At 71.3% G+C, this 18,000-nt stretch carries 17 protein-coding genes; 11 read left to right on the top strand and 6 right to left on the bottom strand.

Translation table 11 applies throughout. The features are described from left to right. The first annotated feature begins 258 nt into the window (after positions 1–258). The 5 genes from ABJI51_RS31755 (at position 259) to nudC (ending at position 7,296) form a co-directional block, all read left to right on the top strand. On the top strand, positions 259–1,989 hold the full coding sequence (locus tag ABJI51_RS31755) for a DUF2207 domain-containing protein (protein WP_431605679.1): 1,731 nt from the start codon (positions 259–261) through the stop codon (positions 1,987–1,989). A 2-nt stretch (positions 1,990–1,991) separates the two neighbouring features. Continuing rightward, positions 1,992–3,548 carry a DUF2207 family protein gene (locus tag ABJI51_RS31750; protein WP_348954742.1) on the top strand — a complete coding sequence of 519 codons (1,557 nt, stop codon included), beginning with the start codon at positions 1,992–1,994 and terminating at the stop codon, positions 3,546–3,548. 63 nt (positions 3,549–3,611) lie between these two features. Next, positions 3,612–4,904 (top strand): M16 family metallopeptidase, encoded by a 1,293-nt coding sequence (locus ABJI51_RS31745; protein ID WP_348954741.1) that lies wholly within the window; start codon positions 3,612–3,614, stop codon positions 4,902–4,904. Further along, the gene (locus ABJI51_RS31740; RefSeq protein WP_348954740.1) at positions 4,901–6,280 is read left to right on the top strand and encodes a M16 family metallopeptidase; all 1,380 of its coding nucleotides are present in this window, start codon (positions 4,901–4,903) and stop codon (positions 6,278–6,280) included. The genes ABJI51_RS31745 and ABJI51_RS31740 overlap by 4 nt, the downstream gene beginning before the upstream one ends. Further along, on the top strand, positions 6,280–7,296 hold the full coding sequence (gene nudC / locus ABJI51_RS31735; protein ID WP_348954739.1) for an NAD(+) diphosphatase: 1,017 nt from the start codon (positions 6,280–6,282) through the stop codon (positions 7,294–7,296). The genes ABJI51_RS31740 and nudC overlap by 1 nt, the downstream gene beginning before the upstream one ends. A 1-nt stretch (position 7,297) precedes the next feature. On the opposite strand, the gene ABJI51_RS31730 is transcribed toward nudC, so the two are convergent. Continuing rightward, entirely contained in the window at positions 7,298–7,753 is a 456-nt protein-coding gene (locus ABJI51_RS31730; RefSeq protein ID WP_348954738.1) for a hypothetical protein, read from the bottom strand. Next, the gene (locus ABJI51_RS31725) at positions 7,750–8,202 is read right to left on the bottom strand and encodes a hypothetical protein (protein ID WP_348954737.1); all 453 of its coding nucleotides are present in this window, start codon (positions 8,200–8,202) and stop codon (positions 7,750–7,752) included. The genes ABJI51_RS31730 and ABJI51_RS31725 overlap by 4 nt, the downstream gene beginning before the upstream one ends. A 258-nt stretch (positions 8,203–8,460) precedes the next feature. Here ABJI51_RS31725 and ABJI51_RS31720 point away from each other — a divergent pair, with 258 nt between their 5' ends. Genes ABJI51_RS31720 through ABJI51_RS31695 form a run of 6 tightly spaced genes read left to right on the top strand, consistent with a single transcriptional unit; the run spans position 8,461 to position 15,139 of the window. Continuing rightward, complete coding sequence (locus ABJI51_RS31720) at positions 8,461–9,660, top strand: ROK family transcriptional regulator (protein WP_348955004.1); 1,200 nt, start codon at positions 8,461–8,463, stop codon at positions 9,658–9,660. Positions 9,661–9,671: 11 nt separating this feature from the next. Next, on the top strand, positions 9,672–11,030 hold the full coding sequence (locus ABJI51_RS31715) for an extracellular solute-binding protein (protein WP_348954736.1): 1,359 nt from the start codon (positions 9,672–9,674) through the stop codon (positions 11,028–11,030). Then, positions 11,027–12,022 (top strand): carbohydrate ABC transporter permease, encoded by a 996-nt coding sequence (locus ABJI51_RS31710; protein ID WP_348954735.1) that lies wholly within the window; start codon positions 11,027–11,029, stop codon positions 12,020–12,022. The genes ABJI51_RS31715 and ABJI51_RS31710 overlap by 4 nt, the downstream gene beginning before the upstream one ends. Further along, on the top strand, positions 12,019–12,912 hold the full coding sequence (locus ABJI51_RS31705; protein ID WP_348954734.1) for a carbohydrate ABC transporter permease: 894 nt from the start codon (positions 12,019–12,021) through the stop codon (positions 12,910–12,912). Before ABJI51_RS31710 ends, ABJI51_RS31705 begins: the two co-directional genes overlap by 4 nt. Further along, positions 12,909–14,174 (top strand): 6-phospho-beta-glucosidase, encoded by a 1,266-nt coding sequence (locus tag ABJI51_RS31700; protein ID WP_348954733.1) that lies wholly within the window; start codon positions 12,909–12,911, stop codon positions 14,172–14,174. Before ABJI51_RS31705 ends, ABJI51_RS31700 begins: the two co-directional genes overlap by 4 nt. Then, positions 14,171–15,139 carry an N-acetylglucosamine kinase gene (locus tag ABJI51_RS31695; RefSeq protein WP_348954732.1) on the top strand — a complete coding sequence of 323 codons (969 nt, stop codon included), beginning with the start codon at positions 14,171–14,173 and terminating at the stop codon, positions 15,137–15,139. The genes ABJI51_RS31700 and ABJI51_RS31695 overlap by 4 nt, the downstream gene beginning before the upstream one ends. A gap of 55 nt (positions 15,140–15,194) precedes the next feature. Here the strand turns inward: ABJI51_RS31695 and ABJI51_RS31690 are convergent, their stop codons facing one another. The 4 genes from ABJI51_RS31690 to ABJI51_RS31675 form a co-directional block, all read right to left on the bottom strand. After that, positions 15,195–15,707: an SRPBCC domain-containing protein gene (locus tag ABJI51_RS31690; protein WP_348954731.1), complete on the bottom strand. Its 513-nt coding sequence runs from the start codon at positions 15,705–15,707 to the stop codon at positions 15,195–15,197. Continuing rightward, positions 15,704–16,027: an ArsR/SmtB family transcription factor gene (locus ABJI51_RS31685; protein WP_348954730.1), complete on the bottom strand. Its 324-nt coding sequence runs from the start codon at positions 16,025–16,027 to the stop codon at positions 15,704–15,706. Before ABJI51_RS31685 ends, ABJI51_RS31690 begins: the two co-directional genes overlap by 4 nt. Positions 16,028–16,107: 80 nt before the next feature. After that, entirely contained in the window at positions 16,108–17,475 is a 1,368-nt protein-coding gene (locus tag ABJI51_RS31680; protein ID WP_348954729.1) for a GntT/GntP/DsdX family permease, read from the bottom strand. Continuing rightward, a complete protein-coding gene (locus ABJI51_RS31675; RefSeq protein WP_348954728.1) occupies positions 17,472–17,966 on the bottom strand; it encodes a gluconokinase in 495 nt (164 codons plus the stop codon). The genes ABJI51_RS31680 and ABJI51_RS31675 overlap by 4 nt, the downstream gene beginning before the upstream one ends. Positions 17,967–18,000: the final 34 nt, after the last annotated feature.

The following is an 18,000-nucleotide window of genomic DNA, read 5'->3' as shown; positions in this document are numbered from 1 at the left end:
GCGGCGGCAGTCCCGCCGGTCCTCGCCCCGGCGCACCAGCCGGCCCCGGCCCGTACGGCGGCAACGGCCGCACCCCCGGTGGCGGCAGCGGCCGGGCCCCCGGCGGTGGCCGTCGTGGGTCGTTGGGACCCGGACCCTGCGGGCCTTGCGTCATCTGGTGGAACCCCCCGTGTGCTTTCCCCGTCGGAACCTGCGTACCTGCGGTGATCTCGCCGTTCCGGGCGTCAGCATAGATCGGGTGCTCTAGGGTGTGGTGCTGTGTTGAGGAAATGGGGGACCGTGGCCGCGATCGTCGTTGCGGCCGGGGTGACGACCGCCGGGATTGCCGTGGCCGATGACGGTCCCTCGGCCGGGCCCAGCCTGCTCAACCCGCCCGCCGACCAGGTCAAGAAGCCGCAGCTGCTCACCGGTCAAGGCGTCCAGCCGCCCGAGGGACCCACCGCCGACGTTGCCCTCAAGGTCCTGCGGGACGGCACCCTCTCCGTCACCGAACACGTCACCGTCCCGGGTGGACGGCAGCTCGTCTCGCGCGTGCCGCTGCGGGTTCCCGCGAGTGACGACCAGGACCGCGTCTTCTCCGTCCGGGACGTCAAAACCGAAGGCGCCGCCCAGAGCCAGCTGACCGGTGACCAGCTTGTCCTCACCTTCGCCGCCGGCACCGGCAGTGTCACCTACACCGTCGACGGTGCCGTCGCCGACCAGAACGGCCGTCAGCAGGCGCGGTGGCAGGTTGCCAGCGGCTTCGACACCCCGCTGGCCAAGCTCACCGCCTCCTTCCTCGCCCCGTCGCCCGAACTGTCCCCTGTGGACTGCTTTGCCGGGCCCGTCGGCTCCAGCCAGCGCTGCACCCTCGCCGAACTCGACCACACCGGGGTCGTGCGCCTGGAACAGAACGACGTCCGGCCCGGCGACCGCGTCGACCTCCTCGTCGGACTGCCGCCCGGCACCGTCCCGGCCACCGCGAAGTTCGCCGACATCGGCCTGTTCGCCAACGCCTTCGCGCTGACCCCGCTGACCGGGATCGTCTTCGCCGTCCTGCTCGCCCTGCTCGCCGCCGCGGCCGTTTTCGTGTGGCGGCGCCGCAGGCAGGACGCCGGTGCGCTCGCCACCGCCACCGGGCCCGTCGAGGTCCTGCTGCGGGACGGCGACCGCGTCTTCTTCGCCAGTCCCGACGGCGTGCTGCCCGGCCAGGTCGGCACCGTCGTCGACGAGACCGTCGACGTCGTCGACATCAGCGCCACCGTCGTCGACCTCGCCGTGCGCAACTACCTGTGGCTCGCCGAAGTTCACGGGCCCGACTGGCAGATCGCCCGCCGCAACCCGCCGGACGAGCACCTGCACGACTTCGAACGCGCCGTCTACGAAACCCTCCTGCCCGACGGCACCGATGCCGTCCTCGTGTCGCAGCTGCGCGCCCGCGGCGGGCTGGACCTGCGGAAGATCAGCGACGCCATGTACGCCGACGTCGTCACCAAGCGCTGGTTCTCCCGCCGCCCGGACACCGCGCGCGGCCGGCTGACCGGGCTCGGCGCCGGCATCTTCGCCCTCGGCCTTGCCGCCACCGCCGTCCTCACCTTCACCGTCGGGTACGCGCTGCTCGGCGTCGCGGTCGCGCTGGCCGGGCTCGCCGTGATCGCGGTCGCCGCGCTGCTGCCGTCGCGGACCGCCCGCGGCCGGGCGCTGGCCGGACAGGTCCGCGGCCTGCTCGACTACCTGCACACCGCACGGGCCGAGGACATCCCGCCCGGCGACCGCGAACTCGTCTTCTCCCGGTCGCTGCCGTACGCGGTGGTGCTCGGCGACACCGAACGCTGGCTCGGCACCTTCGCCGGGATCGACCCGTCGGCCGACGGGTCGGCCGGGCTGTACTGGTACGGCGGCCTGGAAGCCGACCGCGACCTGCGCCGCTTCGGCGCGCACTTCCCGTCGTTCCTGACCGCGCTCGACGGGGTGCTCACCGCGTCCGGCCGCGCCGCCGCGGCCCGCTGACCGTGCTCGCGGGCGCGGCACTGGCGCTCCTGCTGGCCACGGCGCCGGTCGACCAGCCGCCACTACCCGCCCTGCCGCAGAGCGCCGAAATCCAGCTCAAGGTCGAGCGCGACGGCGCGCTGTCGGTCGCCGAGGCGATCTCCGTCCCCACCGGCCTCACGATGGACCGCCGGGTCGCGCTGCGCGTCCCGGCGCCGCACCACCGCGACCGCGTCTACAACGTCCGCGACGTCGTCCTGGAGGGCAGCGGGACGGCGACCGTGGACCAGGACGCCTTCACCGTCCACCTCACCTCCGGCACCTCGATCGTCCGGTACACAGTGGACGGTGCGGTCGACGGCGACCGCGTCACCTGGGAGCTGGCCGGCGGCTGGAGTGCCGACCTGAAGTTCCTCCGCGCGTCCTTCGCCGCGCCGAAGATCCCGGCCGCCGTCGACTGCCTCGCCGGGCCGCCCGGCTCCGACTTCCCGTGCGCGGCCGCGCAGATCGACCACGCCGGGCTGACCCGGTTCAGCCAGCAGAACCTGCTCGCCGGCCAGCGGATGACCGCGACCGTCGAGCTGCCTCCGGGCACCGTCCCCGCCAACGCCGTCCTGGTCCCCGCGAAGACCCTCGCGGGCGCGTTCGTGCTCACCGCCCCGGTCGGCTGGGCCTGGGCGGCCTTCGCGCTGTTCCTGCTGGTCACCGCGGTCCTGGTGGGGCTGGCGCGCCGCCGTGACGCCGACCCGGGGGAGCCGCCGAAGGCCGAGCTGGTCACCGGCGGTGGCGAGTTCGCGTCGCCCGAAGGTGTCCTGCCCGGCCACGTGGGTCCGCTGCTGCACGGCCGGGCCGGGCCCGCCGACCTGGCCGCGACCGTGCTCGACCTCGCCGTCCGCAACTACCTGTGGGTCAGCGCCGCGGACGGCGGCTGGCGGCTCGCCCGCCGCAACCCGCCCGACGAGCACCTGACCGCCTTCGAACGTGCGGTTTTCGAGGCCGTCGTGCCGGACGAGCCGGTGACGCTCGCCGAGCTGCGGCGGCGGCACGTCGACGTCGACCCGGCGGCGCTGCGGGCGGACGCCGTCCGCCGCGGCTGGCTCGCGGGACGGCCCCGCAGGCTCGGCCGCGCGGGCGTCCGGGTCGTCCTCTACGGCGTATTCCTGACCGTCCTGCTCGCGCTGACCGTCGGCTACGCCCAGCTTGGCGTCATCGTGGTGCTGGCCGGGGCCGTCGCCGCCGTGGCGTCGGCCGCGCTGCCCGCGCGGCGGCGGGCCGGGACCGACGTCGCGCGGCGCCTGCGTGGCGTCGCCGGGCAGCTGGCGTCGGTCAAGCCGAAGGAGCTGACCAAGCCGCAGCGGGAGCTGGTGTTCTCCCGCGGCCTGCCGTACGCGCTCGCTCTGGGCGAACTGGCGCCGTGGGTGGCCGCGTTCGACGCGCTCCCGCACCCGCCGCCGGTGTACTGGCACGACGGCGAAGTGACCCCTGACCAGGCCGGATCCTTCGCGACGGCGCTCGCGGGCACCTTCGCGGGCGCCCACCGCGGCCACCTGCTCGACCTCGTGAGTGAGAAACAGCGTTAGAACACTGTTTCTCACTCACGAGCCGGGACGCGGGGAACGGCCGCGCCGTCGTAGGGTGGGGCCATGGCCGATCCCCAGCTCGTCCGATACACCCTCGACAACGGTCTGCGCGTGGTTCTCGCCCCCGACGCGACCGCGCCGGTGGTCGGCGTCAGCGTGCACTACGACGTGGGTTTCCGCTCCGAACCGGAGGGGCGCACCGGTTTCGCGCACCTCTTCGAGCACCTGATGTTCCAGGGCTCCGAGAGCCTGGAGAAACTCGCCCATTTCCGGCACGTGCAGTCCAGCGGCGGGACCTTCAACGGGTCCACCCACCCCGACTACACCGACTACTTCGAGGTGCTGCCGAGCGCCGCGCTCGAGCGCGCCCTGTTCCTCGAAGCCGACCGGATGCGCGCGCCCAAGCTGACCGCGGAGAACCTGGCGAACCAGATCGACGTCGTCAAGGAGGAGATCCGGCTCAACGTGCTGAACCGGCCGTACGGCGGGTTCCCGTGGATCACCCTGCCGCCGGTGCTGTACTCGACGTTCCCCAACGCGCACAACGGGTACGGCGGCTTCGAGGACCTCGAGAGCGCCACGGTCGACGACTGTGCGGCGTTCTTCGACACCTACTACTCGCCGGCCAACGCCGTGCTCACGGTGGCGGGCGACTTCGAGGTCGGCACGGCCAAGGAGCTGATCGAGAAGCACTTCGGCGACGTCCCGCACCGGCCCGCGCCGCAGCGGCCGTCGTTCGCCGAGCCGGTGCCGACCACCGAGCTGCGTGGCGAGGTCGAGGACCCGCACGCGCCGCTGCCCGCGCTCGGCATCGGCTACCGGATGCCGGACCCGGTCAACGACCTCGACGCCTACCTGGCCTACCTGGTGCTGGCCGGCGTCCTCACCGACGGCGACGGCTCCCGCCTGCAGCAGCGGCTGGTGCACCGCGAGCCGCTGGTCGTCGACATCGGCGCGGGCGCCGGGCTGTTCGGCCCGTTCGAGGCCCGCGACCCCGACACGTTCACCATCACCCTGATCCACCCGCACGAGGTGCCCCGCGAGCGCGTCCTCGCGGCGCTGGACGACGAGCTGGAGAAGCTCGCCGAGACGCCGCCGGACGAGCAGGAGCTGCGCAAGGTCACCGCCCGCTGGACGGCGAGCCTGCACTCCGAGCACGACCGGCTGGTGTCCCGGACACTGGCGCTGGGGTCGTTCGAGCTGCTCCACGGCGACGCGTCGCTGGTGTACCGGCTGGCGGACCGCATGTCCGCCGTCACCGCGGAGGCCGTGTCGGCGGCGGCGAAGGCGCTGCGCCCGGACGCGCGCGCCGTGCTGGTGGTCAAGCCCGCTTCGGAAGGGAACAACGAGCAGTGACTTCGGCAACGCACCGCAGCGCGGAGGAGATCGGCCGCACCGCGCTGGGCCCCCGCCCGCTGCCCCTGCTCGGCGAGCAGCGCGCCGCCGCCGATCTGTCCCATGTGGACACCCAGCTGTCGAACGGCCTGCGCGTGCTGGCCGTGCGCAAGGCGACCGTCCCGCTGGTCGAGGCGCGGCTGTGGATCCCGTTCGCGGGCGACGACGCCCTGCACCCGGCCACGGCCGAGGTGCTCGCCGAGACGATCCTGACCGGCACCGCGCGCCGCAACCGCATCGAGATCGACGCCGAGCTGGCGCTGATCGGCGGCGACATCGGCGCGGGCGTCGACCCGGAACGCCTGGTGCTGACCGGATCCGCGCTGGCGGACAAGCTGCCGACGTTCCTCGACGTGCTCGGCGACGTCCTCACCGGCGCGACCTACACCGACGGCGAGATCGCGCGGGAGAAGGAGCGGCTGGTCGAGCGGATCGCCGTCTCGCGGACGCAGCCGCGCACGATCGCGCGCGAGGCACTGCAGAAGCACCGCTACGGCGACCACCCGGCCACCCGCGAGGTCCCGCGTGCCGAGGACGTCGCCGTCGTGACGCCCGAGCAGGTGCGGGCGCTGCACCAGGCGTCGGTGCTGCCGCGCGGCTCGGTGCTGGTGCTGGTCGGCGACCTCGACCCCGAAGGCGTGCTCGGCGAGCTGGAGAAGGTGCTCGGCGGCTGGACGTCGGACCGCTCGGCCGTCCGGCTGCCGCCGCTGCCGGAGCTGACCGGCCCGGACGTGCTGCTGGTGCCGCGCGCGGGTGCGGTGCAGTCGCAGATCCGGCTCTCGGCGCAGACCGTGCCGCGGACCGACCCGGGCTACGCGGCACTGCAGCTGGCGAACCTGGCCTACGGCGGGTACTTCTCGTCGCGGCTGGTGGAGAACATCCGCGAGAACAAGGGGTACACGTACTCGGCGCACTCCGGGTTCGAGTTCACCGACGGCACCGCGGTCGTCAACGTCGACGCGGACACCGCGACCGACGCGACGGCACCGGCGCTGCTGGAGACCCGCTACGAGCTGGGCCGCCTCGGCCAGGTCCCGCCCTCGGGCGAGGAACTGGAATCGGTGCGGCAGTACGCGATCGGCTCGCTGCTGACCTCGACGTCGTCGCAGGCCGGGCTGGCCGGGCAGGTGCTGGCGCTGGCCTCGACCGGGCTGGGCCTGGAGTGGCTCAACGAGCACCCGGCGCGGGTGGCCGCGGTGACGGCCGAGGACGTGGCCGAGGCGGCGCTGAAGTACTTCGCGCCCAAGCGGTTCACCGGCGTGGTGGTCGGGGACGCCCAGGTGCTGGAGCGCAAGCTGCTGGCGCTCGGCGACGTCGTCGTGGGCGAGCCTGCCTGATGTCGGTTCCGTTCACCCTGGGGGATCTGCCCACCCTGTCCAGGTCCACAGTGGACCGTCAGGAGGGCTTGCGCACCAACCCTTCGCGGCTGCTCGCGAAGTGGCCGGACGCCCGGGTCGTCCTGCTGGACGACACCGGGCGCACCCCGGTGGCCGAGGGGGCCGCGACGCTGGCGTTCCGCAAGGCGGTCGACTTCGGCCCGGAACCGCCGCCGGACGCGGTGTTCCTCGGCGAGTGGCAGGACGTCGACTTCTGGTCGCTGCCGGGCGGCCCGTCGGGCGAAGCCGACACGGTGAAGATGGCGGGCAGCTGGGGTTTCGTGGAGGAGGTCCCGCGCGCCGGCGGCGAGGTCTGGGTCGACCTGCGCGGCTACGGCGACCTGCTGGACGACACGTCGGCGGGCCTGTTCACCACGGCGCAGGCACTGCGGTTCTGGCGCCGCCAGGCGAAGTTCTGCACCCGCTGCGGCCAGCCGACGGAGCTGGTCCAGTTCGGCTGGGCGAGCAAGTGCACCGGCTGTGGTCGCGAGGAGTACCCGCGCACGGACCCGGCGGTGATCTGCCTGGTGCATTCGCAGGAGGGCGTGAACGGCTCGCACGTACTGCTGGCGCGGCAGCCGATCTGGCCCGCCGGGCGGTACTCGGTGCTGGCCGGGTTCGTCGAGGCGGGGGAGGCCCTGGAGAGCTGCGTGGTCCGCGAGATCCGCGAAGAGGTCGGTGCCTCGGTTTCGGACGTGCGGTATCTCGGGAGCCAGCCGTGGCCGTTCCCGCGCTCGATCATGCTGGGCTTCACGGCACGCGCGGACCGCTCCCTGCCCCTGGTGCCGGCGGACGGCGAGATCGAAGAGGCGCTGTGGGTATCGCGCGAGGAAGTCCGCGAGGCGTTCGCGAACAGCTCGTCCCGCGAGGGCGCCCGCCCGACCCCGATCGCCGGCGGCGCGGCGGAGATCATCCTGCCGGGCAACTCGTCCATTGCCCGCGTGATGCTGAAGGCCTGGGCGGACGCGGAGGAGTGAGTCACGGCCAGTACGGCTGTGCCCGCTTCCCCGCCTCGGCGATGGCCTGGCCGTCGAGGGTGACGGTGGTGCGGTCGAGGCCGACCCGTCGCCACTCGACGGTGAACTCCAGCGGCCCCCGCGGCAGCGGGGTCAGCCAGAGTCGCAGGTCGCCCCGGTAGTGCCGGTCGCTGCCGCTCGTGCTCGCCCCGAGCTGCACCAGGGCGCCCTGACCGGCCCGGAACTGCAGGCCCGCGTCAGCCGGGCCGGGGAAGCCGCCCGCGTGGCTGCTGTCGATGCGTTCCCAGGTCGCGTCGTCCAGCGCCCCGCGGCGGACCGCCACGTGCACCGTGAGCAGGCAGCCCACCGGGTAGGCGATGACGTGCTGCAACGCGACCACGGCCAGCTCGGTGCGGGCGACGAACCTCGCGATCGGGACCGGGCAGCCGAGCACGTCGTCGGGAGGAAGCGTGTTCATCGCAGGTCACCCCGCTCGACCACGGTGCGGGCCGGCGTCCCGGTGAAGTCCGTGCCGTAGGCGACGTTCAGCGTCTCCAGCCGGTAGCGCCACGCGCCGCCGCACTCGCACGTCGAGCCGAAGCGGTAGTTGATCTGCCAGCGCAGCCACTCACCCGGCCGCAGGCAGACCGGCTCCGGCCGCCATTCGCGCCTCGGCCAGCTCATCGGGGCCAGGCCGAGCCACACCGTCAGCTCGCCGCCGGCTTCCCGGAGCGTGACGCCGTCCAGCTCGTCCGGCAGCCGGAACCGCGGGACGAAGCCGGTCGATTCGTCGACATCCACCTCGTGGACCACCGCGCCCTCCGGCAGCGGGAAGGCCGCCGGCACGCGGTTGCGCACCGCTGCCGCCGGGCCACCGCGGGACCGCTTGCTCCAGGTGGTCCGCACCCGCTGCGCCACGACGTCCATGCCTCCAGCATCCTCGCCCGGGCAACCGGAAAAGTCCCTCGATGTGGCATTCACGGCCTTCGTTCCCGGGCCGCGAGCGGGTGGCGCAACTCGTTCACCGGTCCGCGTCCGGGTGGACCAGCGGGACGCCAAGCGTTACCCGGCCGTTTCACCGGGACCGTTGACGGCTGTGCCGCGGCTCACTACAGTCCTGCGAAACCGTCTGTAAAGTATCCTAATTAAGTCCGGAGGACACGAGTGCGAGCCGGTAGCCCGCGGATGCTGCGCGAGATCAACGATCGCGCCGCCATCGAGGTCCTCCTCCGGGAAGGCCCGCTGACCCGTGCCGAACTCGAACTCGCCATCGGGCTGTCCAAGCCCGCCACCGCGCAGCTGCTCACCCGGCTGGAGGAGGACCGCCTCGTCGTGAAGGCAGGCGTCCGGGGTGGGAGCCGGGGCCCGCGGGCGCAGCTGTGGGCCGCCAACGGCGGGCTCGCCTTCGTCGCCGCCGTCGATCTCACCCCGCACGTCGCCGACTTCGTCGTCGCCGACGTCGCCGGGGCCGTGCTCGCCGAGTACCAGACCCCGCTGCCCGTCCACGAAGGCGCCGACGTCGTGGGCGCCTTCGGCGAGGCACTCAGCCACGTCGCCCGGACAGCCGGGATCGAACGGACCGACCTCGCCCACGTCGTGATCGGCGCGCAGGGCGCCTTCGACCCGCGGACCGGCCTGCTCTCCTCGGCGCCGCACATCCCCGGCTGGCTCGGCTTCGACGTCCCGCAGAAGCTGTCCGACGAACTCGGCGTCGACGTCCTCATCGAAAACGACGTCAACCTCGTCGCCGTCGAGGAGATGACCGTCGGGATGGCCCAGGACGTCGACGACTTCGTCATGGTCTGGCTTTCCGAAGGCGTCGGGGGCGCCGTCGTCATCGGACGGCGGCTGCTGCGCGGGGCCACCGGCGGGGGCGGCGAGATCGACTGGATGCGCGTGCCCGATCCGGCCACTGTGGACACCGGCGACGTCTGGCCCGAGGCCGGTGCCCGGTTCGGCAACCTCGTCGACTCGCCCGCCGTCTGCCGGCTCGCCGCCGCGCACGGCATCCGGGCCGCGACGGCGTGGGAGGCCGTCGGGAAAGCGCCGGAGGGACACCCCTTCCTCGACGACCTCGCCAAGCGCGTCGCCGGCGGAATCGCCAACCTCGTCGCGGTCGCCGACCCGCAGCTGGTGCTCCTCTGCGGCGACACCAGCCGCGCCGGCGGCGAGGAATTCGCCGCGCTGGTGCAGGAAAAACTGCACGAACTCGTCCTGCCGCGCACGCCGGTCGGCTGCGCTTCGGTGCAGGGCAACGCCGTTCGCGCGGGCGCGCTGCAGTCCGCGCTCGCCACCACCCGTGAGGACGTCTTCGGCGTCGTCACCCCCACGCTCCTCGGGTCACGCCGGACCGAGGACAAGCACCCGAGTAGCCCCAACCGATGAGGAGGAGGGCCATGCCCCCGACCACCCGGATCCGCCGTGGCGCGCTGTTGGCGGCCGCCGCCGCGGCGTCCGTCCTGTTGACCAGCGCCTGTTCCGGTGCCGCCGCGCCGAGCGGCGGGGACGCGGCGGCCGCGCCCGGCAAGGACGACAAGCTCACCCTCACCGTGTACTCGAAGTTCACCGACCGCGAATACGGCGTGGTCACCGCGGGCCTGAACAAGCTCAAGGCGAAGTTCCCGAACATCGAGATCAAGCACGAGGGCAACCAGGACGACGACAAGCTCACCCAGTCGATCCGCGGCGGCAACCCGCCCGACGTCGCGATCTCCTTCTACACCGACAACCTCGGTGCCTGGTGCTCCACCGGCAGCTTCCAGGACCTCAAGCCGTACATCGAGCGCGACAAGATCGACCTGAACCAGATCCCGGACGCCGTCCGCAACTACACCGAGTACCAGGGCAAGCGGTGCGCGATGCCGATGCTCGCCGACGTCTACGGGATGTACTACAACACCGGCATGTTCGCGGCGAAGGGCATCACCTCGCCGCCGAAGACGATGTCGGAACTGTTCGAGGACACCAAGAAGCTCACCGAGTTCAACCCGGACGGCTCGATCAAGGTCGCCGGCTTCCTGCCCTCGATGCCGTTCTACGCCAACCAGGCCCAGTACTGGGCGCAGTACTTCGGCGCGCCCTTCCTCGGTGCCGACGGCAAGTCCGACCTCGCCACCAACCCCGGCTGGAAGGCGATGTTCGAGTTCCAGAAGAAGCTGATCGACTTCTACGGCGGCCACGAGAAGGTCGAGAAGTTCAAGGCCGGTCTCGGCGACGAGTACTCCGCCGACCACGGCTTCCAGAAGGGCAAGCTCGCCATGATCATCGACGGCGAGTTCCGCACCGCGTTCCTCAAGGACCAGGCGCCGGACGTCAAGTACCAGACCGCGCCGTTCCCGGTGCTCGACAGCATGGCCGACCACTACGGCGGTGGCTTCACCACCGGCACGATCATCGCGATCCCCAAGGGCGCCAAGAACCCCGGTGCGGCGTGGGAGCTGATCAAGCAGGTCACCCTCGACACCGACACGCTCGTGGAGATGGCCAACGGCCTCAAGAACGTGCCCAGCACCAAGGCGTCGCTGACCTCGCCGAAGCTGGACCTGCAGCCGCAGTTCAAGACGTTCCTCGACATCTACGACAGCGGCAAGCTGGTCGCCAACCAGACCACCCCGATCGGCGACGCGCACCTCAAGGCGGTCAACGACTTCGCCGAGAAGTGGCAGGCCGGTTCGGTGCCGGACCTGACCGCGGGCCTCAAGCAGGTCGACGCGCAGATCGACGACGAGCTGAAGCAGAAGGGCGCGGGCGGATGACGTCCACGGCTCTGCCAGTCAAGACCGAGGGTTCCCCGGCCGCACCCGCGAAGGTGCGGGCGGGGGCCCGCCGGGCCAAGCGCCGCCGGACCGTCCTGTTCTTCATGGCCCCGGCCTTCCTCGGGTTCCTCATCTTCTTCGGCTACCCGCTGATCGCCACGGTCTACTACTCCTTCACCCGCTACGACCTGATCAACCCGCCCGAGTTCATCGGGTTCGGCAACTACGTCCGGATGTTCACGTCCGAACCGCTGGTCGGCACGGCGGCCTACAACACGCTGTGGCTGGTGGTCGTCCTGACGGTCTGCCGGGTGGTGTTCGCCCTCGGCATCGCGTCGGTGATCTCGCGGCTGAAGTCGGGCGTCGGCCTGGTCCGGACGCTGTGCTACCTGCCGACGCTCGCCCCGCCCGCGGCGGCGACGCTGGCGTTCGTCTTCGTGTTCAACCCGGAGTTCGGGCCGGTCAACCGGTTCCTGCGGCTCGTCGGCATCGACGGCGGGCTGTGGTTCAACAGTCCCGAGATGTCGAAGCCCGCGCTGACGCTGCTGGCGCTGTGGGGATCCGGCGAGCTGATGATCATTATCCTGGCCGCTCTGCTGGACGTCCCGGCCGAGCAGTACGAGGCGGCGGAACTGGACGGCGCGGGCCCGATCCGCCGGTTCTGGCACGTGACGCTGCCGTCGATCTCGCCGGTGCTGCTGTTCGGCGTGGTCAACTCGATCATCTACGCACTGCAGTTCTTCACGCAGGCGATCGTGGCCGCCTCCGCGTCGGCGGGGACGGCGGACGTCGCGGGCAACTCGAAACTCATCGGCGCACCGCAGAACTCGACGCTGACGTATCCGATCTGGCTGTACGTCCAGGGTTTCCGCTACTTCAACATGGGTTACGCGGCGGCGATGGCCGTGCTGCTGTTCATCGTGAGCGCCGGGTTCACCTGGATTCTCGTGCGGCAGCTGCGGAAGTCCCAGCACCAGGAGGAGGGGGCATGATCACGCTGTCCGGCACCGCGCGCAAGCCGCCGGTGTCCGTGCCGCCCCGCGTGCAGTTCAAGCGCACCTGGGACAAGCGGCTGTCCTACATCGCGACGCACGCGGTCGGGATCGCGCTCGGCGTGATCTTCATGCTGCCGATCCTGTTCGTCTTCCTCACCGCGGTGATGAAGAGCGACCAGGCGATGACCGCGAGCCTGTGGCCGAGCGAATGGCACTTCGAAAACTTCATCAAGGTGTTCGAGAAGGCGCCGCTGCTGGAGTACTTCGGCAACAGCCTGCTGTATTCGGCGGTGGCGACGGCGGGCGCGCTGCTTTCGGCGATCCCGGCGGCGTACGCGCTGGCGAAACTGCGCTGGCGCGGGCAGAACCTGTTCTTCATGCTGACGGTGGCGGCGATGCTGCTGCCGCCGCAGGTCACCGTCGTGCCGCTGTACGACCTGTGGGTGCGGCTGGGCTTCACCGGCACGCTGGTGCCGCTGATCGTGCCGTACTTCTTCTTCGACGCGTTCTCGATCTTCCTGCTCCGCCAGTTCTTCCTCACCATTCCGAAGGACTACCTCGAAGCGGCGAAGATCGACGGCTGCAACGAGTTCCAGGCGATGTACCGGGTGCTGATCCCGATGGCCAAGCCGGGAATCGCGGCCACCGCGATGTTCTGCTTCCTGTTCACCTGGAACGACTATTTCGGGCCGCTGCTCTACACCGGCGAGAACCGCGACCACTGGCCGCTGTCGCTGGCGATCGCGTCCTTCCGCGGCATGCACCACGTCGAGTGGAACATGACGATGGCGGCGACCGCGCTGATCATGGCGCCGGTGATCGTGCTGTTCGTGTTCGCGCAGAAGTCGTTCGTCAAGGGCATCACATTCACGGGAGTCAAGGGATGAAGCTGGCAGTCGTCGGTGGCGGGTCCACCTACACGCCGGAGCTGATCGACGGGATCGCCGGTCGCCGGTCCACTTTGGACGTCGACGAGATCGTGCTGGTCGACCCGGACGCCTACCGCGTCGAGGCCGTCGGCGGGTTCAGCCAGCGGCTGCTCGACCACGCCGGGCACCCCGCGCGGGTCCGCACGACACAGTCGCTGGAGGAAGGTGTCGACGGCGCTTCGGCGGTGCTGATCCAGCTGCGCGTCGGCGGGCAGCGGGCGCGGCGCTCGGACGAGACGTTCCCGCACGCCTGCGGCTGCGTCGGCCAGGAAACCACCGGCGCGGGCGGTCTCGCGAAGGCGCTGCGCACGGTGCCGGTGGTGCTGGACATCGCCGACCGCGTCCGCAAGATCGCCGGCGACGACACGTGGATCGTCAACTTCACGAACCCGGTCGGCATCGTCACCCGCGCGCTGCTCAACGAAGGCCACCGCGCGGTCGGGCTGTGCAACGTCGCGATCAACCTCCAGCGGCAGTTCGGGTGGCTGCTCGGCGTCGGCGCGGACGACGTCAAGCTCGTCCACACCGGACTGAACCACCTGAGCTGGGAACGCGGCGCGCTCGTCGACGGCGTCGACCGGCTGCCGGAGCTGCTGGACCGGCACCTGGAGTATCTGTCCACTGAGGTCAGTGTGCCGGAGGACTGGCTGCGGCGGATGAACGTCGTGCCGTCGTACTACCTGAAGTACTTCTACGCGCACGACGAGCAGGTGACCAAGCAGCGTACCGAGCGGCCGCGCGCGGACGTCGTCTCCGACGTCGAGGAGGAACTGCTGAAGCTCTACCTCGACCCGGAGCAGGTGACCAAGCCGGAGTCGCTGGAGAAGCGCGGCGGGGCGTACTACTCGGAGGCCGCCGTGCAGCTGGTGCACGCGCTGACCGCGGGCGGCCCGGCCGAGGAGCACGTGGTGAACGTCCGCAACGACGGCACCTTCCCGTTCCTTCCCGACGACGCCGTCATCGAGGCACGCTCCACTGTGGACGTATCCGGCGCCAAGCCGATTCCGCAACCGCCGGTGGAGCAACGCTTCGCCGGGCTGATCGCGGCGACGACGTCGTACGAGTTCCTGGCGCTGGAGGCGGCCCTCAAGGGCGGCCGCGACCGCGTGGCCGACGCCCTGCTCGCGCACCCGCTGGTCGGCCAGTACACGAAGGCCGACACGCTCGCCGACTCGCTGGTGCGGATCAACCGCGAGTACCTGCCCTGGGCCCGCGGATGAGGCCTGCGGTCGTCGCCATCGACGGCGGCAACAGCAAGACCGAGGTCCTCGTGGTCTCGGAAGACGGCGTCGTGCTGGGAGCCTCCCGCGGCCCCGGCGCGTCGCCGCAGAACATCGGCGTCGACGGCTGCGTCGCCGCCTTGGAGGACTTGGTCCTGCAGGCCTACCCGGGTTTCGGGGAGCGGCCGTTCGCGGTCCACACCTCCGCGTACCTGGCGGGACTGGACTTCCCGCGGGAAGAGGAAGCGCTGCACGCGGCCCTCGCGGCCCGCGGCTGGAGCGACACGCTGACCGTCGGCAACGACACCCTCGCGCTGCTTCGGGCGGGCAGCGCGGGGGTCGGGGTCGCGGTCGTGTGCGGTGCCGGGATCAACGGCGCCGGCGTCGGCCCGGACGGCCGCGTGCACCGCTTTCCCGCGCTGGGCAAGATCTCCGGCGACTGGGGCGGCGGCTACCGGCTCGGCGAGGAGGCACTGTGGTGGGCCGTCCGCGCCGAGGACGGCCGCGGCCCGGGCACCGAACTCATGACGGCGGTCGCGGCGTACTTCGGGAAGCCGACGCTGCTGGACGTGGTGCAGGGCCTGCACTTCGAGGAGATCGACCCGGCGTCGATCCACGGGCTGTGCCCGCTGCTGTTCGACGTCGCCGCGGCGGGCGACGAGGTCGCCTCGGACATCGTCACGCGGTTCGTCGAGGAGGTCAGCGTCTTCGCGGCGGTGATCCTGCGGAAGCTCGACCTCACCGAGGACGCCCCGGAAATCGTCCTCGGCGGCGGCGTGCTGACCGGCGTCGGCGCGCCGGTGATCGCGGAAATCGAGCGCCGGTGCCTGAAGGTCGCGCCGCGGGCGGTGGTCCGCGTCGTCGACGTGAACCCGGTGGTCGGCGCGGCTCTGTTCGGATTGGACACACTGGGCGCCTCGGAAACCGCGAAGGCGGCACTGAAGGCGGCGACCCAGCGCGTCTGAAGACCCTGGCGGGACCGGCCCCGAAGCGGCGCGGGGCCGGTCCCGCCAGACCCCCTCACGGCGCCGGGACGATGGTTTCGCCGGTCTCCAGCAGGGACTTGAGGTCCGAGAGGATCCAGGCCCAGCCGCCTCCGGCGTTCTCGTTCGGCGGTGCGTCCAGCCGCTCCATCGCACCGCTGACCATCGCGGCCGTGGTGGGCGCGCCGGTGAGGTCGTGGGTCACGGTCAGCCGGGTCCCGGCGGTCTTGGACTCCTCGATCTCGTAGGTGAGCGTCGTGTACGGCTCGGCGGCGATGTCCTCGGGCGCCATCAGCAGCTTCCAGGTGAGCACCAGCTTGCGCGGCGGGTCGACCTCGAGGACCTCGCCGTCGACGAGGTCACCGGTCATGCCCGCGTCGATGAACGCCTGAGTCGGGCGCGTCCGGTGCTTGCCGCCGGGCTTGAGATCGAAGTCGACGAGCCCGGTGTAGCCGTATCTCTGCGTCCATTCGGGCTTGGTGATGGCGTCCCAGACGGCCTGCGGGGTTGCCTTGATGTAGACGCGGTAGACCTGCACGGTGTTCGTCATGGTTCGTGGCCTTCCAGTTCGTTCTTGAGGTCGAGCAGCGCGGTGACCCGGCGTTCGGTGTACTTGTCGATCCACCGGTCGTGGATCTGCCGGATCGGGACGGGATTGAGGAAGTGCCGCTTCTCGCGGCCTTCCTTGCGGGCGACGACGAGCCCGGCCTCTTCGAGGAGCTTCAGGTGCTTCATGACGCCGAAGCGGGTCATCTCCACCTGGGTCTCCAGCTCGGTGAGCGTGCGGCCGTCACGCTCGAAGAGCAGGTCGAGCAGGAACCGGCGGGTGGGATCCGCCAGCGCCTTGAACACCAGGTCGTCGTCGGGCACTGCCCGAGGATAGGTGACCAAAAGGTCACATGTCAACGCGCGCTTCCCGAGGCGCCACTTTCCCGTGAAAGTGGCGTGGTTCAGACCAGCAGGGAGAGGGGCAGGATCAGCGCGATGGCGACCACCGAGATCAGCGTCTCCATCACCGACCAGCTCTTCAGCGTCTGGCCGACCGAGAGCCCGAAGTACTCCTTGACCATCCAGAACCCGGCGTCGTTGACGTGCGAGAAGAACAGCGAACCGGCGCCGATCGCGAGTACCAGCAGCGCGCTCTGGGCCGGGTCCATGCCCGCCGCCAGCGGGGCGACGATGCCCGCCGCCGAGACCGTCGCGACCGTGGCCGATCCCGTTGCCAGGCGGATCGCCACCGCGACCAGCCAGCCGAGCAGCAGCGGGGACAGGTGCGCGTCCTTGGCCAGCCCGGTGATGACGTCGCCGACGCCGGCGTCGACCAGTGTCTGCTTGAACCCGCCGCCCGCGCCGACGATGAGCATGATCCCGGCGATCGGGCCGAGCGCGTCACCGACCACAGTGGACAGTTTGGCCCGGCCGAGGCCCGCCGGGCGGCCGAGCAGCACCATGCCTGCCAGCACCGCCGCGAGCAGCGCGATCAGCGGGTCGCCGACGAAGTCGAAGATCTTGCGGGCCTGGTTGTCCTTGGCCAGCAGGATGTCCGACAACGCCTTCGCGAGCATCAGGACGACCGGGAGCAGCACCGTCGTGAGCGTGGCGGCGAAGCTGGGCCGCGGCTTGTCCGTGTCGGCGCGCTCCGGCACCAGCCGTTCGGGCGCCACGGCGTCCGGCACCAGCCGCGCGGCCAGCCTGCCGAACAGCGGGCCCGCGACGACCACCGTCGGCAGGCCGACGAGCAGGCCGAACGCCAGCGTGAGGCCGACGTTCGCGTTCAGCGCGCCCGCGGCGGCGAGCGGGCCCGGGTGCGGCGGGACCAGCCCGTGCAGCACCGACAGCCCGGCCACGGCCGGAATCCCCAGCAGCATCAACGGTTTCCCGGTGCGCTTGACCGCGAGCAGCACCACCGGGATGAGCATGACGAGACCGATCTCGAAGAACATCGGCAGCCCGATCAGCGCCGCGACGAGCGCCATCGCCCACGGCAGGCTCCGGTCGCGGGCCCGGCCCAGCACGGTGTCGACGATCTGGTCGGCGCCGCCGGAGTCGGCCAGCAGCTTGCCGAGCATCGCGCCGAGGGCGATGAGGATGCCGACGGACGCGACCGTGCTGCCGACGCCCTTGGTGAAGGTCGAGAGCAGCTTGTCGACCGGCATCCCGGCGATCAGGCCGAGCGCGAGCGAGCCGAGCACCAGCGACAGGAACGGGTGCAGCTTCACCTTCGTGATCAGCACGACGATGACGGCGATCGCGACGACGGTCGCGCCGATCAGGCGGGTGTCGTGGCCGGTCCAGCCGGCGGCGAGGACGGTGTTCACGCGTGCTCCCGGAAGGCGGTCAGCGCGGCCCGGGTGATCTCCTCCGGGGTGCGGGCGATGTCGAAGACGGCGCCGGGCTCGTCCGGCTCGAGGGGCTGCAGGTCGGCGAGCTGCGAGTCCAGCAGCGACACCGGCATGAAGTGGCCCGTGCGGCTCTTCATCCGCTCGGCCAGCAGCGCGCGGTCGCCGTGCAGGTGGGCGAACCAGACGTCGCCGCCGCCGCGCAGCACGTCGCGGTAGCGGCGCTTGAGCGCGGACGACGTCACGACGCCGCCGGAGGCCTGGTGCTCGCGGATCCAGCCGGCGATGGCTTCGAGCCAGGGGGCGCGGTCCGCGTCGGTCAGCGGCGTGCCCGCGGTCATCTTGTCGATGTTGGCCTTCGGATGGAACGTGTCCGCTTCCGCGTATTCGACGTCCAGTGCGCGCGCGAGCGCCGTGCCGATCGTCGTCTTCCCGGAGCCTGACACCCCCATCACCACGATGACGGTCATCCGCACCTCCCACTTCGTTGTGCCCAGGTGAGTC

Origin of the sequence: Amycolatopsis melonis (assembly GCF_040064235.1) — a bacterium.
In the GTDB taxonomy this organism is placed as follows: domain Bacteria; phylum Actinomycetota; class Actinomycetes; order Mycobacteriales; family Pseudonocardiaceae; genus Amycolatopsis; species Amycolatopsis melonis.
This window is presented reverse-complemented; position numbering and strand designations above follow the sequence as displayed.